A 17,098-nucleotide genomic window follows, 5' to 3' on the forward strand; every position below is an offset into this window, starting at 1 on the left:
ACTCGAATATCAACGGACACAAAATACATCGGAATAACAGCTAGTTAGAAATGCAACCTTTCTCGATACCATCATCTATACCATGCGTAGAATTTTTTTGATTTTTTGCGTCTCGTCGGCGTTTTAGTTCTACTTTGGCCCAAGCTGAGGATTCTTGCATATCACGACGAAGCTCTTGTATCTCTTCAACACTAAGCCGTCGTGGACCCGAGGTAATTCTATCCATCTTGTGCCTCCAACTTGTCGCAGTACATTTTAAAACGCATCAAAACATGAGTTACCAGCAAGAAACCTTGGGGATATTTTTAGATTGTTTTTCATACACATCTTGAAAGCCATCAATACTGCCCAAAGATTATACAACGAGGAATAACCTCGTTAAATAAAAGGATCAAATCATGGGTTTGAAACCAGGACCAAAACCAATAGCCAAGTCGACTGGTAAACCAGATCAACGTCGACGTGACAACAAAAAAACTCCAGGAAACACTCCGGGCTTAAAGCCGAGTAAATCCTCGACCAAGTAAGGTGTCACCAATGCCGAGTCAGAGTAAGTGGTACTGACTCTTGTTGTTAAATTTCTAAATCGCAAGCACCCTTAGCCAATGTGAAACATTACATGCCCGTTCAACATATATACCCTAGAATGCCATCTAAATTATCAATCTACACGATCTGTTTGCTGAAACATACTAACTAAGTGCTCAGCATTATCATAAAACTTTACAGATGATTTTTTTATTTTGGTGTGGTTGCATTGTGTTGAGTTAATTGCTTGAAAAATATAATTACATAACAAAAAGGATGCATCGATGCCACTACAGACTTATGAAGATACTCTTCAGCAACTAGAAGAAAGGGAGCAGCCGTCAATACTGCTTGCTAATGGCTTTTCTCGGGCATGGAACAATAGAACATTCAATTATGAAAATTTGTTCGATGAAGCCAACTTTAGAGACAGCGACCGAGAGCTGAGAGAAATATTTGATCGTTTTGATACTTTTGATTTTGAAAAAATAATGCATGCTCTGCAATCAGCGGAAAAAGTTTGCGAAACCTATGACGTGAACATAGATATCATTGAACAGATTCAAGCTGACCAAGAGCAGTTAAAAGACTCACTTATTGAGGTAATTGCTAATACTCATCCTCACCGCCCCGGAGCCATTGCGGATGATAGTTTCACCTTAACTAGAAGATTCCTCACTCGTTTCAACAATATATTTTCTCTCAATTACGACTTACTTTTGTATTGGGCTGTAAACAAATGGAATCTACCTCCCTTTAGACCAGATCGATGGTGTGGTATGAAAGATGGTTTTAATGGCGATGAATGGCAACAACGTACTCAAAACTTGCACTTTCTACACGGGGGCCTCCATCTCTACAATACTGAGCAAGGTATTTATAAACGGGTTTATGACCAAGAAGATTGGGATGCGATCGTTGACCAAGTAAGACGATGGTTAGATGCAGGAGAGTTTCCCCTTTTTGTGTCTGAACCCACCTACCAAAAGAAGCTTGAGAAAATCAAACATAACCCATATCTAAATGCTTGCTACCAAGCGTTGGGTGAACTGAGAGGCACTCTCTACATTCATGGTCACTCAATAGCTCATAACGACAGACATATATTCGATCAGATTAATCGTAGTAGAGTAAACAAAGTCTTCATCAGTATCTTTGGAGATGAGAACCAGGACTTAAACCGAGAAGTAATGGCAAACGCAGATAGATTTCTTGACCGTCGCATAGATATAGAATTCTATGATGCCGCATCCACACCTATTTGGTAGCCGTTGATAAAGATGCATCTAAAACAATCCTGACAGCATCCAAAAATCACCAAATAAGAGCGACTATGTTTCAAGAGAGAAACTCATGTCATTCGTTATTTATCAATTAAGGGAGAAGAATATTGTCTTGGATAGAAGAATACCTAAGAGATTACACAAAGGAACGGGACAAGTTATTCAAAGAGCGTTGGTTTACAGCAAAAAGTTGGTTTGCTCGGTCTAAAGAATCTACTAAGTATCAAGAGCTAGAAATACTGCTAAGTATCGAGAAAGAATTTAACTCTAAGTGGTTGAAACATTTAAAGCATGCAGTGGTTAGATATAAATTGAAGGAGGATGATATAGCTGAAGCGAAGTTGCTTATAGACACTCATATATCCAAACATAAAGAGCGAGACTTTTTCCTCATTATTGTTGGTGTCCTGTTCGCTGCTTCTATAAAAGCCTTGGGGAATGACATCCTTTTTAGTTCAGCGGTTGTTCTCACAGCTCTTTTTCTTGGCTATGAACGCTTGTTTGGTAGTACGACAAAAAATAGCTTAGAAGAGTTTAAAGCGATACTGAATGTTGCATCGCAGCCTAAAACATAGCAAATTACCATGAATTAAATTTTATTAATCAAGTACCTATATAAAATACGATATATAATAAAAGCGGGCAGGTGTACCATTGCCAGCCCGTGAGCTTTATCACAAGACATTATGATACTTAACATCAAAAATATTTATCAATCATAGCTGATAGTTCAAAGTCATCCCTACTTATATTGTGTCTAAGACCTTTCACTATTCTCTCTAGTTTTTCATCTTTGACCCCATATTGATATCTAGCTAAGACAATATGAGAAATATATTCACATTGAGAAAAATAACCTTCTTTATCAAATTCTCTCATTGTTCTCAAAACTATACTCAAATAATAACTTTTCTTATCTTCATTAAACTTATCACTAGCTAAAACCTCATTCAGCATTAAAGCATATGACTCAATAATAAGATAAGAATCATACTTTAAAGTTTGTTTCATTCTGTCTTTAACCATTTCAAGCCAAGAACTTGTTACAGAAAATGATTCATAAATTAACCTGTCGTATCTAGTTGGAAATTCACAATCAATATCATCGACAAGGCTGTAATCAAGTTGTTCTACTATATTCTTAACAAATAGAAATATTTTATTTGGATATAAATGGTGCTCATATGCTTGTTCAACTGAAGCTCTTATCATAACGTCAAAAAAATGGATCGACATATAAATAGGGCAACTGAATGCTTTATCGGTATCGTAGTAATTTATGTGGGGAACATTGTAGGAATTATCCTTCCCAGTTAATTCAATAAAATCAGAGACATAATCATAAATTGATTGATAAACTTCCATATCATGGGCAACAGAAACATCAGAAAACAACTCTGTTAATAGTACATTCGTTGGATCTAATTCATAGCAGTCTGTTGTAGTAATGCATTGACATAAAGCTAACTCTCTATAAAGAGGACTAACCGAATTGCTAATCAAAAATTTAAAGAACTCGTGTCTGTACATTGACTCTGAACAAAAATCTTTAGTCAAAATTTTCACACCAAGAACTGGATTAGCAATTGCTAAATGATGCATATAAGATCTAGATTTATATAAGTAGAGAAAGTACTCTTTCACCTCATTTGAAAGCCAATAAGTTTTTGGAAAAAAATTGGAAACCTTGCTCCTTAATTCATTAATTTTAATTTCAATCCGTGATTTTTCATTCTGCCTAAATTCAAATATTATCAGTTCTGATTTTGGCTCTATTAAATTTCCAAAACGAACGAAAACTGATTTATATAAACAATATCTTCTTAATTGGAAATAATATTTATCGACGAAAAATGAAACATCCTTGAAATTATTATCTTTTAGTAATTGGCTAGTTGTTAAATTTAACTTACGAAAATTCTTTCTACTTATTCTAGAGCCATTTATCTTTAATATTGCGTACAATATGGCCACAATAGATACTAATAACAACGAGCTTTCTTTATCAAAACCGAATAACCAACTAAATGGTAAAGCCATGTTATTATTGATCAGGACATCAAGAAACAATAAATAAAGGCTAGAAACTGACAAGATAAAAACTATTATCCAATCAATAATTGTCATTCGAATAACTAAATCAAGGATAACTCTCCTTGGGAGAAGAGCAGCTCCCGTAAGTAGAACTGCGATAACCGTAAGTAAGCCTGATGCATCCATTTTTCTATTTTTCCATAAAGATCAAACTAATATAGTTTCCTTTAATTGAAATGTGAACTCAACAGCTACTTGATATATCACTTGCTCAACTTCGATATTATGTGTGGTTGCCATGTGTCACCTCTCGGTCAGGTGGTATGTGGAAATGCGGGCCGGTGCACCATCACCGGCCCGTGTGCTTTCTAACTACTTGCGTCGACCAACCGGCCAGCGTCTCATTTTGTCGATTTGATCGACCGATCTCGTCATGTCCTTGTAGGCACGCCCGGCCAGCTTGTTTTGGAATACCTCCATTTTGTCGGCAATGGCTTTCATCTTCGGCCCGTGCCTGATGTTGTGCAACCACTGCCCAAAAAAATAGAAGGCAAGCATCACAATGAACATCACGGCGAAGAAACCAAATAACTCCGCAAGGTTTTGAGGTGGAAAGCTAAACTCCATAATGAGTAATCCTTATCTAGTTAGGTCATGCGACCTTTTTTAACAAAACTGGCAACCTCTTCGTTGCGCTCCTGCTGGCGTTCCTGGGCATACGACACATAGTCCTCAACGTCGAAGGTGTGCTTTTCCAGATCGCGCTCTTGCCATTCTGCGTGTGCTTGTCGGGCTTCTTCCTGGTCCTCACTGGATAATCCATCAAAGCCGCCGGTTTGATTCATCCAGCCAGTGCTGCCACCGCCTAAGTTATCGTTGTCAAATGCAGGGGAAGCGTCGTCAGTCGCCCTCCTGGTCATCGCTATCCCCGTCATCTTTCGTGCTGTTTCGGATCGAGCTAGCTAGACGACCTCCTGTAGTGCCGCTGATTCTATCCCCGGCCATATCACCCATTCCCTTCATCAAATTTGCACCGGTATCCGCTGCAATACGCCCCGCTTTTACAGCGCTACCTTTAAAACCGCCAGAGGATTCGCCACCACTAGAAGATTGACCGGAAGCTTGGGTAAAGGAGCCAGCTTCATCAGAATCGCCGCCGCCGCTAAATGCACCGCCCAGGCTCGACATAACGTCAGTATTATTCGCTACGTTCTCGCCTGCTTTTGCAAATGCAGCCTGAATAGCAGACGCTCCGCCGGCGGTAGCCATTGCGGCACCGGCAGCCATACCACCAGTAGCAACAGCCGCTCCGGCCATCGCCCCAGCACTGATACTGCCAGCACCTGCCGCCGCGCCGCCTCCAGGGACTAGGCTGGCAACCACATTGGGAACCGAGTGAATGAGCATCACGAGAACCAGTGAAACGACAAAGATCACCAGCAGTTCACGCATAGGGGCATCATTGGATAAATCGGCATAGAAACCGTCCATGATCGACATGGCAATACCAATGAGCAACGTCATTGTCATCAACTTCAAAGCAACGCCCAATACGCTTTTGAAGTAGTTGATTGCTATATCTGAAGTCCAACGCGAACCACCAAACCCCAGCACGAAAACACCGGCATAGACCAATATCCAAGCCGTCACCAAAGCCAACAACACATTTGCCGCCACTACCGCCATACACGCCAAAATTGCCAGCGTGATTAAGAAGATAGACAAGTTATCTATCGGGCTTGTGATGCTATAGGACTCACCAGCTTTCACAATAATGTCAAACGCAATACTAATAGGCTCTGACGGAGTTAGGTCTCTCGAAAGGCCACCGGCTTGAGCACCGATCGTTCTCAATGAGTCGATGATTGACGTGGCAAAATCTGGGCCGTTTCTGAGCAACCAGAGAAAGAAACCAAACGTCAAAATGAAGCGCACGAACTCGGCAAAGAACTCCCTTATATCCGCTTGTTTAAGAATTAAGGTCCCGCCAGTCCAAACAAGGGATATAGTGCCCAGCGTCCAGAACAGCCAGGCGGCATAGTTTGTAATTACCGTGCCCCAAGTAGCACTTGCTGTCATGAAACGCACGGCCACTTCATCCAAAACACCATTAGGCTCAATGGCCGCTGATGCTGTTTGCGAAGTCAGTAAAACGATCAGAGTCATCACAAGTCGAATGAATACCTTGCTCATGATTAGAATCCCTTGTTCTTGGAGCGGTCAGTGGGTTCGCCCATATCCCAAAAGCAATGTCCTTCTTCCCTCTGCTCTTTCGTTAGGTTTGGGTTGTCACAGTCGATCGTTGCAGGCTTGGGCCCGTCATCTTCACCGCATCCCACCAGAACGAAGGAGACCAACGCACTAACGATAAAAACTCGTGTGATATTTTTCATAATTAAAACCCCCTGTTTTCTGAACGGTCGGTTGGTTCACCCATATCGAACAACCTTTCACGGGACGCTTGATATTGCGCTTCTCGGTCAGCATCCGCCTGCATTCGTGTGCCAACGGCATTCTGCTGAGCGATCAGCAAGCTGCGGATTTGCAGGAGCTGGTTGGCCTGGTTGCTAGCGAGCTGGTTAGCATAACCAATCGCAGCCAGTTGGCCGTCCGCACTCTGAGCACCAGATTGCAGGCGATTGAGCTGGCGGGCATCGGCTTCCAAGTTATCTTGCTGCTGTTCCAGACTCCTAAACAGTGCGTCGTTGGCCTTTTTCTGCGATTCTGACGCAAGGCGTCGGTTCTCGGTCATTGCGGCTCGTTCAGCATCACTGCACCCCACTGACGAGAAGCAGGGCGAACTGCGGTAATAGGCCACGTCCTGGAACTTGCCCAGGTACGCATCGAGACTACCAAGCTGGTTTTGGTAATAGGCGAGTGTGTTGGTAGCCTGATTCAAATCGTTGATGGTGCGTTGCGCTTGGTCCCAAACATAAGAAGCCGGGGCCATCGAGTTTTGCAGCATGTTTTCATACTGCTGCAACTGGGTTTGATACTGCTGAATTTGCTTAGCAGTCTGTGTAACAGCTTCCATTGCCGACATGATGTTCTGAACTAGATTCGTACCATCAGCAACCGGAATCCCCGCATATACAGGATTAGAAAGGTTTAACGCCAAGGAGATGGCAAGCACGGGAATTTTAGCCGCTAAAATTTTTCGTTTTAGCATGGTTAATTACTCTTAGTTGTTATGACTAAAAGTTGCATTCACCAACCTGTAGAAACTTGATCTCTACTCCTGCCGTTACCAGCGGTGAATGTGGGCCTGTACAGAGCTAGCTCGCCACTTACTATCTCGGCGCCCGACCAGCGCGACACCGTTAAACGCGCGGTCAAATAGGGTTAAACATCGGTGTCATTACCAACCGAAGCGGTTAGGGCTTCCGTCGATTCCTATGCCATCACATCAACGTGATCGGCTCTTATGTTGTCGTTTCGCTTTTTTAGCTGCCTGCTCAGCTTGCAGCTTGGCTTTACGCTGCTCTAATGCTGGCATGACCACCGCTTTTTCAGTTACAGGGGCTGACTGAATAGCTAAAACCTCTAACTGAGATAGATTCTGCAACCGGCCACGGCGTGAAGGTGGCACTTTGCCAATCGGTAACACACCAGGCTTATCTGACCGTTTGGCCTTTTTGCTCTGGGCTATTAATGCCTGACGGCGACGCTCTAGCCCTGGGTCGGCAAACTTTATAGACAGGTTGCCATCTACTGCCGCCTTGATCACTCGCGCCTTGAACTCAGGCGAGCCATTCACGGTAATACGATCACCGTAACGCTCCATTGCTACCTTTAGCGCAGCTAAAACACTGGTTTGGTTGGAAGCCGTCGACACTTGTAGACGCTCACCATCATCACGCACGGCGCTGTTACCTGCTCGATAAATAATGGTGCCTTTTTTCGTAATCGTATCGACCGTTGCTTTGAGCTCTGTCTGAACTGCATCCCCTTTTAGCGTGTTGCCTTTAAGCTTTTGTGCCGCTTCTCGGCTACGTAGCGCTTTGAGGGCTTCGCTATCTCCCTGCAATGCTTGGCTTTTTAACCAATCCGCCCAGGCTTGGCGTTTATTGCTTTGATATATCGTTTGCCGTTGCTCTTGGTAACGCTTGTGAATGCGCTCAAGCTCGCTTTTCAATGCATTGCTGGCCTGTTTGTACAAAAGCTTCTTAGTAAGCTTATTGCTGCCAGTTAACTTAATCGCCGCACGACGGCCTCGCCCTTTTCTCTTGGCGTTTTCAACCTGTCGATCTTTATCACGGCGGGCCTGTTCAAGGGCTTGCGTTTTACTCTCTGCGGCATGTTTCTGCTCTGCTTGATAACGGGCATATAGCTCGGTGGTATTCACCTTTAAGCGAACAGGTCGGTGTGTATATTGGCGGCTCGGCTTAACAGAACCCGATGCAGTCGCTTCAAAGGGACCAAGGCGCGCTTCGAGTCTGGGTTTAGAAAACTCACGTCCCAAGGTGCTCGCTTTGATGATCGCTTCACCATCGGCAACGATCACTAGGCCATTTCCTCTGGTTCTTAACTGCAAACCATTGTCCTGCATGACTTGGTGCAACGCCTGCCAGCTATTGGCTGATTTAATCTCGTCCATGCATTCGCGCTTCACCCAGCCCACTAAGCTTTCAATACCCGAATGGCGCTCCATATCCATCGCACGAGATTCCGCCCCGCGCTTGCGCGGTATATGATTATCCGGCTGTAAGCCATAGTCTTGCTCGATGGCCTCGCACATTTCCGCTAGCTTCTTATGCGGGTAGTTCGGCTCATGGATTGTGTTGCGAGTAGGGTGAATCTTGTTAATTGCGATATGGATATGTTGATTGTCCGTATCGTTGTGTAAAGCACTGACACGCTGATGCTCGCCATAACCCAACCCTTGGCAAATGCGCTCTTCTATCGCGGCCAAAGTATGCGCTTCTAACTGTTCACCATTAGGGAAGCTCACTATGAGGTGATAGGTTTTATCACTCTTCGCTCGGGTATTCGCGAATTGAGTTGCTAACACTTCGCTGATCGCATCGCGCACGGTTTTCGCTTCACAGTTATTTAAACGAACGTTACCGAGTCGATGCTCTTTGCTCTGGTGATCGGTGATGTAATTCACCAAGCCCGCAAAGTCAGATTTCCCCTGAGAACGCATCGGTACATGCTTGGCGATCATTGGTCCGCCCTCGGGCGAAGAATAGACTCCATAAGTGAACTCATTTGATCTTGCGTCGCTTCAATACGATTAAGCACCGCTAAGATTGTATTGACTCCCACATTCGCTACCTTGGCATCATTACTAAGCCATAACTTAAGCAAACCACCCAAACGCCCTAAGTCACCATTCACTCTTACCAGTTCGCGTACCTGTTCTACATCGGTAATACCTTGAATGCGATAACCTTGGCCGACTTCACGTAGATAAGTAGAAATACTAAGACCTGCTTGCACAGACAGCGACTCGATCAACTCACGCTCCTCTGGCAGACAGTAAACCTTAATCGGTGGGCTATTCTTTCGAGTGATCTTGTTCGTGCTGTTCCCCATGCTTTGCCTCCTCTTTCTGGCCCCGCAGGGCAGGATTAACGTTGAGCTCCGAAGGTGCGAATAAGTCCAAAGTGAAGAGGCTTCGCCATGCTTGCATGGTGTGCCTACTTCACACATCCTGCCCGCATTTCAACTTTGGTTTTATCATGGAAAGTTATGCATTCCCTTGTGCATTTCTCTGCATTTAACTGTTTATTCCCGTGTAAACCATGTTTACCCGATAAGTCCGATACTTATAGCGATATGACAGCGCACTTATAATGATTCAATAGCGCTAAAATAGCGGTCTACAGCGATTTATGCGTGTTGGCTTTACTCCAATATCACGACACAGAAAAACACAGCTTTCCTAACACTTTCCGCTCTAGGCTAAATTCAAAGCCTTCGTGTTTAACTGCCCCTCAAGTGTCAATGAATGTTTAGACGCCAAGAAAAAAAGAATAAAAAACACTTTATTTTCATGTAGTTGAAAATACATAACTTCCCAAAAAATGATTTCATTGACAGTTTTAAGCAGTTTATTTTTATAAATCTTATCCACAATATTTGTTTGCTTAACTACAGGTTAATTTTTATATAGGTATACCTACAGGAAAGTACTATAGGGAGTTCTACAACCACCTGTTATTAAAAAACTTTTTGGCACTTTGCGGGACAGAACATGCGCACTCCGGGACAAAACATGCGTAAGCCGGGACAGAACATGCGCAAAATACCCCCTTTAAAGCGGGACAGAACATGCGTGGATAACTTTCTAAATACCCAGGCTTAATAACATCTAGAATGGTGCGTACATACTGTTTCATACCGTTCACTCTATCGCTTTGTCCGTCGAGGTACTTGTGGAGCACTTGGTTTCAAAAGCAATCCTTTTTCGGTTGAAGTAGCATCTAGCTCTGGCCATGCATACTGAACCTTTTTAAGCCCATCGAGAAACCGTTTTCTGAAATCTCGATGTCCCTGAGGAGTATTAGGGTAATTGGCTCCTATTTGGTCCATTAGTCCTTCCCAGGGAATGACTGTTGAACGTTTTAAATAGCTGACTCGGTATGTTGCCCAGCAATATATATCGAGAGCCATAGGAGAACGCTTAATCAACCGTAATACCCTCATATCTAGAGGAACTGGTTTATCTGTTATCAGTTGAAAAAACTTTGGCGACAGATCTACCCAAGAGCCCCATAATGAATTTTGATCTGGATGCTTTGTGCTCCACCATATATGTGAAACATCCGCTACTCTGGCACCAATCTCATCCTCAGAAATATATTCATCACCTTCATTATGTTCCGTAAACATAACGCTAATGGTGGTTTTAAAAAGTTTGCTCATCTGCTCACGCAAACGCGGAATAGAACCATCTTTCCCCCCAGTTCCCGATAACCCTAGTTCGGCCATAAAGCTTCTCTGAGAATTCCCTAATTCAAGCCTACGCGCCTCTGTCTCACCGATATAACCCTTATCCAATCTGGACTTGTTTCTTACTGCTTGAGTGGTCATCCAAACCAGAAGCAAACGTGCATAGCAACCGTAAGGCAAACCTACAGATGAGGGGGCCATCATGTGCATTGTGAAATTACCATTCTTCCGACTCCACTCATTCGATTCTGGCTTACTGTGCGGTATGGTTGCTTGAATCAGAAGCCGAGCAATAAAACCGAGTTCATTAGCCTCCTGAGCACTGCACTCCTGGATTGCTATGATGTTGTCTATATATTTCGTGCTTAGCTCTAGTTTACCGCTGGCACCCGAGGCACTTTTTTGCCGAATAGTTCCCCTAGCCTGAACATCCGTTACATCTTTAAGCGTCATGTGAACTCAGACTTACCAAATAAAACCAGGTCTTGCGGCTTTTAACGCAGACCTGCGCTTTTCTTCTATCCAGTTCTCCACTTCAGCCAGGTCCCAAGCAACACTTCGGCTGGTCAGAACAATACGACGAGGAAACTCACCGCGCTGTTCCAGGTTATAGATGGTTCGATCAGACAAAGGGATCATGCTGAGTAAGGTTTTGCGATTTATCAGCGTTTTGTTTGTCATTGATGGATTCATAACCTTCTCCTTTTCAACATTCTTGGGTTGATAATGCCAGGAGCTGCCTGTAGATTAGGCTAATCATTGGACAAAAAAGTTGGATATGAAAATATTTGAAACTGAGATGGATGCGTCAGAACGACTAGGTCCGTTTTATATTCCTGTATGGGAGAATTCTGACAACTCTGTGGCAAATGCCATTCGCATTTTTAGGGAGAAATGGCATTCATACTCGGAAGAGTCTAAAAGCCACAGCATCATAAACTTGATTAAACAGGTGATTGATCCCGTGGTATCGGAATACTTGAGTAGCCTTCCAAACCAGTATTTGTCCTATTGCCCTATCTCAAGAGAAAAGTGTAACTATAGTGCTCTCATCAAGTTGAGAGGTTTTCGTTATACGGCCGACCAAATTCACTTTTATTTACGCGACTTTGTTGATAAGAGCTCCCACACAGAGCAAGACATACTATTCATATCGACTCAGGATATGCTCAAATCATTGTTTATGATTTGTGAAGGAAAGAAACCTAATAGATCAAAACTAGCGCCTGATATCAGTTTAAAGTCGGATAAAAAAACACGACTGTGTGCCTTGTGTGGAAGCCCAACAGAGTTTTCACAGTTCATGCATACATGGACGAAACACGGATATATTGAGAGAGAAAACAATGATCGTGACAATGATGAAAAAGACGGAAAGAAAAAGCGACCAGATCTGAGTACGAATTACTGTCTAAACCATCGTCCCAAGCTTCATGGCCGATGGAACTCTCTATATAAGCAAGCCAAGCGCTCTGCAGAACAATTTGAGAAAGAAGTCTTGAGATTACGACGCCAAATCGCTCATCCAGACCGTCATAACGCTAAGTCCGGAGATAGATTAATTGATGAGTACTTTTATCACTTCATGCTGAACTCTTCACTGGCCCCAACTAATGTACCCGAACTGCGCAATTTAGCGCGCAAGATGGTAGATTCTCGGATAACGGACAATAAAAAACGCATGCTGGTTCTTCGCAAACAGAACAAATCTAATGAAGATATTGGTATATTGCTGGGTGAAATCACGGGTAAGCTTTTGTCAAACCAGGCAGTTTCTAAAGCCTTGGGAACCATACGTGATGAGTTTAAACTATGAATATCCAAACCCTGTCAGAATCTTAGAAGGTAAGGTTAGGATAAGATCATCGACTAACCTTATCCTTAGTAACTATATCAATCGTTAAAAACTTAATCTTCTAAATACTCAATTCTAAATAATTTATCACTCTCAGATAGTTTAACCACAAAATAATCTTCATTATTTAGAGAATCTGGCAATTTATCTTTCAAAATTGACGCAACAAATTGAACGTTATTTTTATCAACTAAATCAGCTATTTTTACTAGTTGATTATCATGCATTAGCTCTTTTTTATCATTTAATAAAAAATGCATACACGGTATATTTTCTTCATCTGCAAAAAGAGTATAAGCAATGTCAAAACAAGAAATTTCACCCTGTTTTTTTCCTGAGCTAAAATTAGTATTAAACGCAGAGAACTTGTATAATCTCTGACCTTTTTTATTTATTATTTTATCATATTTTAAAGCGTACTTTTCACCATAGAGATTCTGGGACGTGGCTGAAAAATGCTTATTAAATCTGTTAACCTGCTGTTTAACCACTGCCTCAAATTCATCAGAAAACAATTCATTATCTATATCACTTAATTGTGACTCATAATTTTGTATATTTTCTTCAACCTCTATCAATTGACTTATAATACTTTCAAACTCGCCTTTATCACGATACTTATCATTAAGTTTCGATATTAGCACTTCAAGATCCTCAAAGGAGGAACTTTTCGACACCAGTTCTGCTAAATCTTTTTCCACTTTCAAAAAATTATTTAATTCATGATTTTTTGACTTTATTTTACTTTCTATTATTGGAAGTTCTTTTGTAATATAAGAAATTCGTTCATTCACCATTTTATTATGGTAACTTACTAACTCACCGAAAGTCTTATTTAATTTACCTAAATTATTAGAAGCTTGATTATAGATTGATTCCAATTGAGATAAATCAATATAAGAAGCAGTAGAAGATAACTCTGATTTTGTTTCTTCTATTAAATCTTTCCTTAAATTAAGGTTACCCAAATCATTACTTACGCGGTTAATTTCATATCTAACTTTGTTTAGTTTATTAAGATCTCTTTCAAAGTTCTCGTTAATGTTTAATGAAGATTTTTTTCTATCTAACTCATCAATTTCAGTCTCAACAATAGCAAGCGCAGCTTCGTACGCTGATTTTGTTTGTACTTTTTCCAATCGATTTTTAAACACATTTTCTTGATGTATATCTTGAAGAATCTTCTGTTTAGAGCTTCCCTGAGAAAAATCACACCCTAATAAATACAGATATAAAGTTTCATATTCTGCATCACTAGTATAATTATCGAGTGTTTTTAATGTATTAGATACACTGAGATCACTATAGCGAATATTATGTGATATAATTTGACGAAATGTTGGTTTTTTCCCAACTTGGCTAGGAAAAAATATTTCCGTGAGTTTATCTTCAAATTCGCTCTCGGTATATTTAATCCCATCTATTTTTCTTATAATTTTACTTCTAGCGAGAAAATTCCTTTCTATAACAACTGTTCTTGAGTTCTCATCGTCTAAATTTTCTGATAAATAGAGAAATATTGATACATTATTATCCACTAGGTAGCCTTTGACTAGTGAATAGATCTCTTTTTTATTCTCAGGGTCTTCATATATGATTTTTGGCTTGGCTCCAAGACAAAAATCAATCAACTTCAATACGGTAGTTTTTCCGACACTATTACCAGTTACCTGACCATCACTCTCATCAACAACAAGATTTAACCCCTTATGGAAAGGTATCTCACGAATAATATGAGATGGAGTGGCTATAATAATTTTTTTTATAAACATAATTCAACGTCACCCGAGTTTAAAACCGCCACATCAATCAAATATAACCAATCTAGACATAATATAAACAATGGAAATGATATAGTTTTTACTTCTCTTACTTTTTCATAAAGCTCTAATAACTCTACTTTCTTATATTCTTGAAGAATTTTAAGAACAATAGCTCCGTTGTAATAAACACTATTATCTGGATGAATATTATCAGGAAGCAGCATAACTATATCCTTCCGGGTTATCCATTATTTTACATCTAACAAATGCATCTACAACTAGTATATCTATACATAACTCAAGTTCATCTATAGGAATCTCACTGTAATTAGCACTTTCAATAACTTTATTCTTTAGCACTTCAATGACATTAAAGAATATTTCATCTGAATCAGAAGCTCCTTTCTTAGACTTAATATACTCTCTCTTAATTGTCGCCAAAACAGAACTACTTTTGTTACTACCTTGACTATCAAAAACAGAATATTTAGAATCAACTCTCCCATGGAACAGGCTATATTCTTCTATCAAATCTTTAGCGCTATCTAATTCATTATGAGATATTTTTCTTTCTATTTCAAACTGTTTGACAGTAGACTCACCCACATTACCATGCCAATTTTCTTTTGCTAGAATATTTATAATAATAGCAAGATTAGAGTCTAACTTCGCAACATCAACACCATTGCCTAACTCACCTTTAATGAAACTATAAACAGACATTTGTCCAGCTATATCTTTTTGTAAAATCTCATTCAATATTGATGTTATATCAATAATATCTCGTGATGGTGAAAAAGAAATTCCATGTGGATTTTTAAATTTACTCTTCCTTAAATTTGACGCATCTTTTGATATTGAAATAAACTTAAATTTATAACTTAAGTAATTTTTTATTATTTCTTTTTCTAAAGCAGACTCGACTTTGTTTTTTGTGCAAGTAGAAGACACTTGGATAATTATTTTGTTTTTATGATCAATTAAGTCAATAGCTTCAACATTCTGTAAAACCTTATTGAGGTTTTCAAGTTCATAACCGTATAATAAATTCAAAAGATGTAAGTAGAAGCTTTCTGAGTGCATATGCAAATGCAACATATTTAGCTTACCGTTGGTTTCGATTCTGTAAGCTAAGGTATGAATTTTTTCATCAATATAGTTATAATATGCTGTTCTATTCATTTATTTTTCTAGCCGAAGTCTGTTTTAAGAACATATGCGTTTAAACAATGGTTAAGTTATAAAAACTTAGTACTCAATATAACAGTTTTCACCTTGAATTTATACGGCAAAGTAACTCATCTTAGCAAAGAGTAAGTGACATACAAATCAATGAGATAAATATGTTTTCATTGTCCACTCATCAATCATATCTGCCCAGTCCTGTAGCATTGATGCACGTTGCTCTCGATATTCAGCTTTGTTGTAAACTGCCCTCACCCCTTTCTGTTCGTGCGCCAGGCATTTTTCTATCCAATCCGTGTTGTATCCAGCTTCATGCAGCAGTGTACTCGCTGTTCTACGTAGGTCATGCGGTCCAAACTTACTTAAGGACTGACCATCTTTCTGAGCAGCTTTATACGTCAATGCCAATACTCGATTCATCGTTGCACTACTCATTGGGGCATCTGAGTCATAACGGGAAGGAAGAATGTAATCAGATCCACCGGCAAATGTCTTCAAGGCGATCAAAATATCCATCACCTGGCGTGACAAAAACACCAGATGCGGGTTACGTCGTTTCATCCTTTCTTTAGGGATTGTCCACAACGCTTCGCTAAAGTTAATTTCACTCCAAGTTGCATTGGTTAACTCGCTTTTACGTACCATAGTCAGCAAAAGCAACTTTACCGCAGCACGAATCGAAGGCGTGGTTCCTACCTTTTCCATATAGCGGTACATCAAACCGATCTCAGCAGGTGTTAATGTTCGGTCTCTTGGCTCAAACCGAGCGATACTTGCAGGCCTCACCAAATCTGCCGGGTTCTCAACTTTCTGCCCTCTCTCAATTGCCCACCGATACACCTGGAGTACAATATCACGCGTGTGTACAGCCGTTGCGGGCGCGCCACGCTCTACTATCGCATCAGTCAGTGCTCGCAGATCTTCATGGGTGATTTCGGTCAGCTTCTGATTGCCAAATTTGCCCTCTAACTCTCGTGCATAGACTGAGCGACGCATATCCCGGGTAGATTCGGCCATCTGATAGCCACGCAGCCATTTCTGAGCCCAGGCACCAAAGGTTTCAGCATCTTTCGTTCTCGCCTTAGCACGTGCTTTCTCTTTGGCCGGTGACTTTCCATCAGTAACCATTCGCTTCGCTTCATTGAGACGCTCACGCGCTTCAGCTAACGTGATGCCTCCTACTCCGTAACGACCAAAGGTAATAGTTTCTTGTCTGCCATTGATCGAGTAGTTGTAGCGAAAAGAGATAGAGCCTGCGGTAGTGACAGCAACATAGAGGCCATCACGGTCATTGACTTTGTAAAGTTTATCTTTGGGTTTGAGATTGCGTAGCTTGGTATCAGTCAGCATGTTTCGACCTTTTATTCTTGTTTGATACCATGCTGAAAAACCTCTAAAAAAATAGAGATTAATATTTATAAAACAGATAGATATGTAAATTTAATACCATGTCCCATCAAAAACACTCAGCATGGTATCGGGCGTAATCCATGGCATTACCGATGAATCATACCCATCAAAATACCACGGTCAAACCGTGCTTGGCGTTGCCA

19 protein-coding genes are annotated in these 17,098 nt (G+C 40.9%); 3 read left to right on the forward strand and 16 right to left on the reverse strand.

The window, feature by feature from the left end:
• Positions 1 to 40: 40 nt before the first annotated feature.
• Complete coding sequence (locus IE155_RS12380) at positions 41 to 226, reverse strand: hypothetical protein (protein ID WP_031430549.1); 186 nt, start codon at positions 224 to 226, stop codon at positions 41 to 43.
• A 586-nt stretch (positions 227 to 812) separates the two neighbouring features.
• Here IE155_RS12380 and IE155_RS12385 point away from each other — a divergent pair.
• Positions 813 to 1,796, forward strand: coding sequence for a DUF4917 family protein (locus IE155_RS12385; RefSeq protein WP_031430547.1), 984 nt, complete (start codon positions 813 to 815; stop codon positions 1,794 to 1,796).
• A 122-nt stretch (positions 1,797 to 1,918) separates the two neighbouring features.
• The gene (locus tag IE155_RS12390) at positions 1,919 to 2,386 is read left to right on the forward strand and encodes a hypothetical protein (protein ID WP_031430545.1); all 468 of its coding nucleotides are present in this window, start codon (positions 1,919 to 1,921) and stop codon (positions 2,384 to 2,386) included.
• A 124-nt stretch (positions 2,387 to 2,510) separates the two neighbouring features.
• Here IE155_RS12390 and IE155_RS12395 read toward each other — a convergent pair whose 3' ends face one another.
• From IE155_RS12395 to IE155_RS12445, 11 genes are all read right to left on the reverse strand, one after another.
• Positions 2,511 to 4,031 carry a hypothetical protein gene (locus IE155_RS12395; protein ID WP_031430544.1) on the reverse strand — a complete coding sequence of 507 codons (1,521 nt, stop codon included), beginning with the start codon at positions 4,029 to 4,031 and terminating at the stop codon, positions 2,511 to 2,513.
• Positions 4,032 to 4,052: 21 nt separating this feature from the next.
• Complete coding sequence (locus IE155_RS12400) at positions 4,053 to 4,145, reverse strand: type I toxin-antitoxin system ptaRNA1 family toxin (protein ID WP_189378575.1); 93 nt, start codon at positions 4,143 to 4,145, stop codon at positions 4,053 to 4,055.
• A 72-nt stretch (positions 4,146 to 4,217) separates the two neighbouring features.
• A complete protein-coding gene (locus IE155_RS12405) occupies positions 4,218 to 4,472 on the reverse strand; it encodes a hypothetical protein (RefSeq protein WP_031430542.1) in 255 nt (84 codons plus the stop codon).
• Positions 4,473 to 4,492: 20 nt separating this feature from the next.
• Positions 4,493 to 4,690 carry a hypothetical protein gene (locus tag IE155_RS12410; protein ID WP_031430540.1) on the reverse strand — a complete coding sequence of 66 codons (198 nt, stop codon included), beginning with the start codon at positions 4,688 to 4,690 and terminating at the stop codon, positions 4,493 to 4,495.
• A 55-nt stretch (positions 4,691 to 4,745) separates the two neighbouring features.
• The gene (gene trbL / locus IE155_RS12415; RefSeq protein WP_031430538.1) at positions 4,746 to 6,038 is read right to left on the reverse strand and encodes a P-type conjugative transfer protein TrbL; all 1,293 of its coding nucleotides are present in this window, start codon (positions 6,036 to 6,038) and stop codon (positions 4,746 to 4,748) included.
• A 2-nt stretch (positions 6,039 to 6,040) separates the two neighbouring features.
• Positions 6,041 to 6,238, reverse strand: a complete 198-nt coding sequence (locus tag IE155_RS12420; RefSeq protein WP_030000427.1) for a hypothetical protein — start codon at positions 6,236 to 6,238, stop codon at positions 6,041 to 6,043.
• A 2-nt stretch (positions 6,239 to 6,240) separates the two neighbouring features.
• On the reverse strand, positions 6,241 to 7,014 hold the full coding sequence (trbJ, locus tag IE155_RS12425; protein WP_004729338.1) for a P-type conjugative transfer protein TrbJ: 774 nt from the start codon (positions 7,012 to 7,014) through the stop codon (positions 6,241 to 6,243).
• A gap of 237 nt (positions 7,015 to 7,251) precedes the next feature.
• Positions 7,252 to 9,012 carry a TraI/MobA(P) family conjugative relaxase gene (traI, locus tag IE155_RS12430; protein ID WP_031430533.1) on the reverse strand — a complete coding sequence of 587 codons (1,761 nt, stop codon included), beginning with the start codon at positions 9,010 to 9,012 and terminating at the stop codon, positions 7,252 to 7,254.
• Complete coding sequence (traJ, locus tag IE155_RS12435) at positions 9,009 to 9,500, reverse strand: conjugal transfer transcriptional regulator TraJ (protein WP_444545873.1); 492 nt, start codon at positions 9,498 to 9,500, stop codon at positions 9,009 to 9,011. The genes traI and traJ overlap by 4 nt, the downstream gene beginning before the upstream one ends.
• Positions 9,501 to 10,199: 699 nt before the next feature.
• Positions 10,200 to 11,195 carry a replication protein RepA gene (locus IE155_RS12440; protein WP_031430529.1) on the reverse strand — a complete coding sequence of 332 codons (996 nt, stop codon included), beginning with the start codon at positions 11,193 to 11,195 and terminating at the stop codon, positions 10,200 to 10,202.
• Between the two features lie 12 nt (positions 11,196 to 11,207).
• Positions 11,208 to 11,435: a helix-turn-helix transcriptional regulator gene (locus IE155_RS12445; protein WP_001069954.1), complete on the reverse strand. Its 228-nt coding sequence runs from the start codon at positions 11,433 to 11,435 to the stop codon at positions 11,208 to 11,210.
• Positions 11,436 to 11,520: 85 nt separating this feature from the next.
• On the opposite strand from IE155_RS12445, the gene IE155_RS12450 reads away from it, so the two are divergent.
• Positions 11,521 to 12,558, forward strand: coding sequence for a hypothetical protein (locus IE155_RS12450; RefSeq protein ID WP_031430525.1), 1,038 nt, complete (start codon positions 11,521 to 11,523; stop codon positions 12,556 to 12,558).
• Positions 12,559 to 12,650: 92 nt separating this feature from the next.
• Here IE155_RS12450 and IE155_RS12455 read toward each other — a convergent pair whose 3' ends face one another.
• The 4 genes from IE155_RS12455 to IE155_RS12470 all read right to left on the reverse strand — a co-directional run bounded on the left by IE155_RS12455 (position 12,651) and on the right by IE155_RS12470 (position 16,895).
• Positions 12,651 to 14,369 carry a DUF2326 domain-containing protein gene (locus IE155_RS12455; protein WP_031430523.1) on the reverse strand — a complete coding sequence of 573 codons (1,719 nt, stop codon included), beginning with the start codon at positions 14,367 to 14,369 and terminating at the stop codon, positions 12,651 to 12,653.
• Positions 14,360 to 14,584, reverse strand: coding sequence for an ABC-three component system middle component 6 (locus IE155_RS12460; RefSeq protein WP_000926259.1), 225 nt, complete (start codon positions 14,582 to 14,584; stop codon positions 14,360 to 14,362). Before IE155_RS12460 ends, IE155_RS12455 begins: the two co-directional genes overlap by 10 nt.
• Positions 14,571 to 15,542, reverse strand: a complete 972-nt coding sequence (locus tag IE155_RS12465) for an ABC-three component system protein (protein WP_031430519.1) — start codon at positions 15,540 to 15,542, stop codon at positions 14,571 to 14,573. The genes IE155_RS12460 and IE155_RS12465 overlap by 14 nt, the downstream gene beginning before the upstream one ends.
• 147 nt (positions 15,543 to 15,689) lie before the next feature.
• The gene (locus tag IE155_RS12470; RefSeq protein WP_031430517.1) at positions 15,690 to 16,895 is read right to left on the reverse strand and encodes a tyrosine-type recombinase/integrase; all 1,206 of its coding nucleotides are present in this window, start codon (positions 16,893 to 16,895) and stop codon (positions 15,690 to 15,692) included.
• Between the last annotated feature and the right edge of the window lie 203 nt (positions 16,896 to 17,098).

It is taken from the genome of Thalassotalea profundi (assembly GCF_014653195.1).
In the GTDB taxonomy this organism is placed as follows: domain Bacteria; phylum Pseudomonadota; class Gammaproteobacteria; order Enterobacterales; family Alteromonadaceae; genus Thalassotalea_B; species Thalassotalea_B profundi.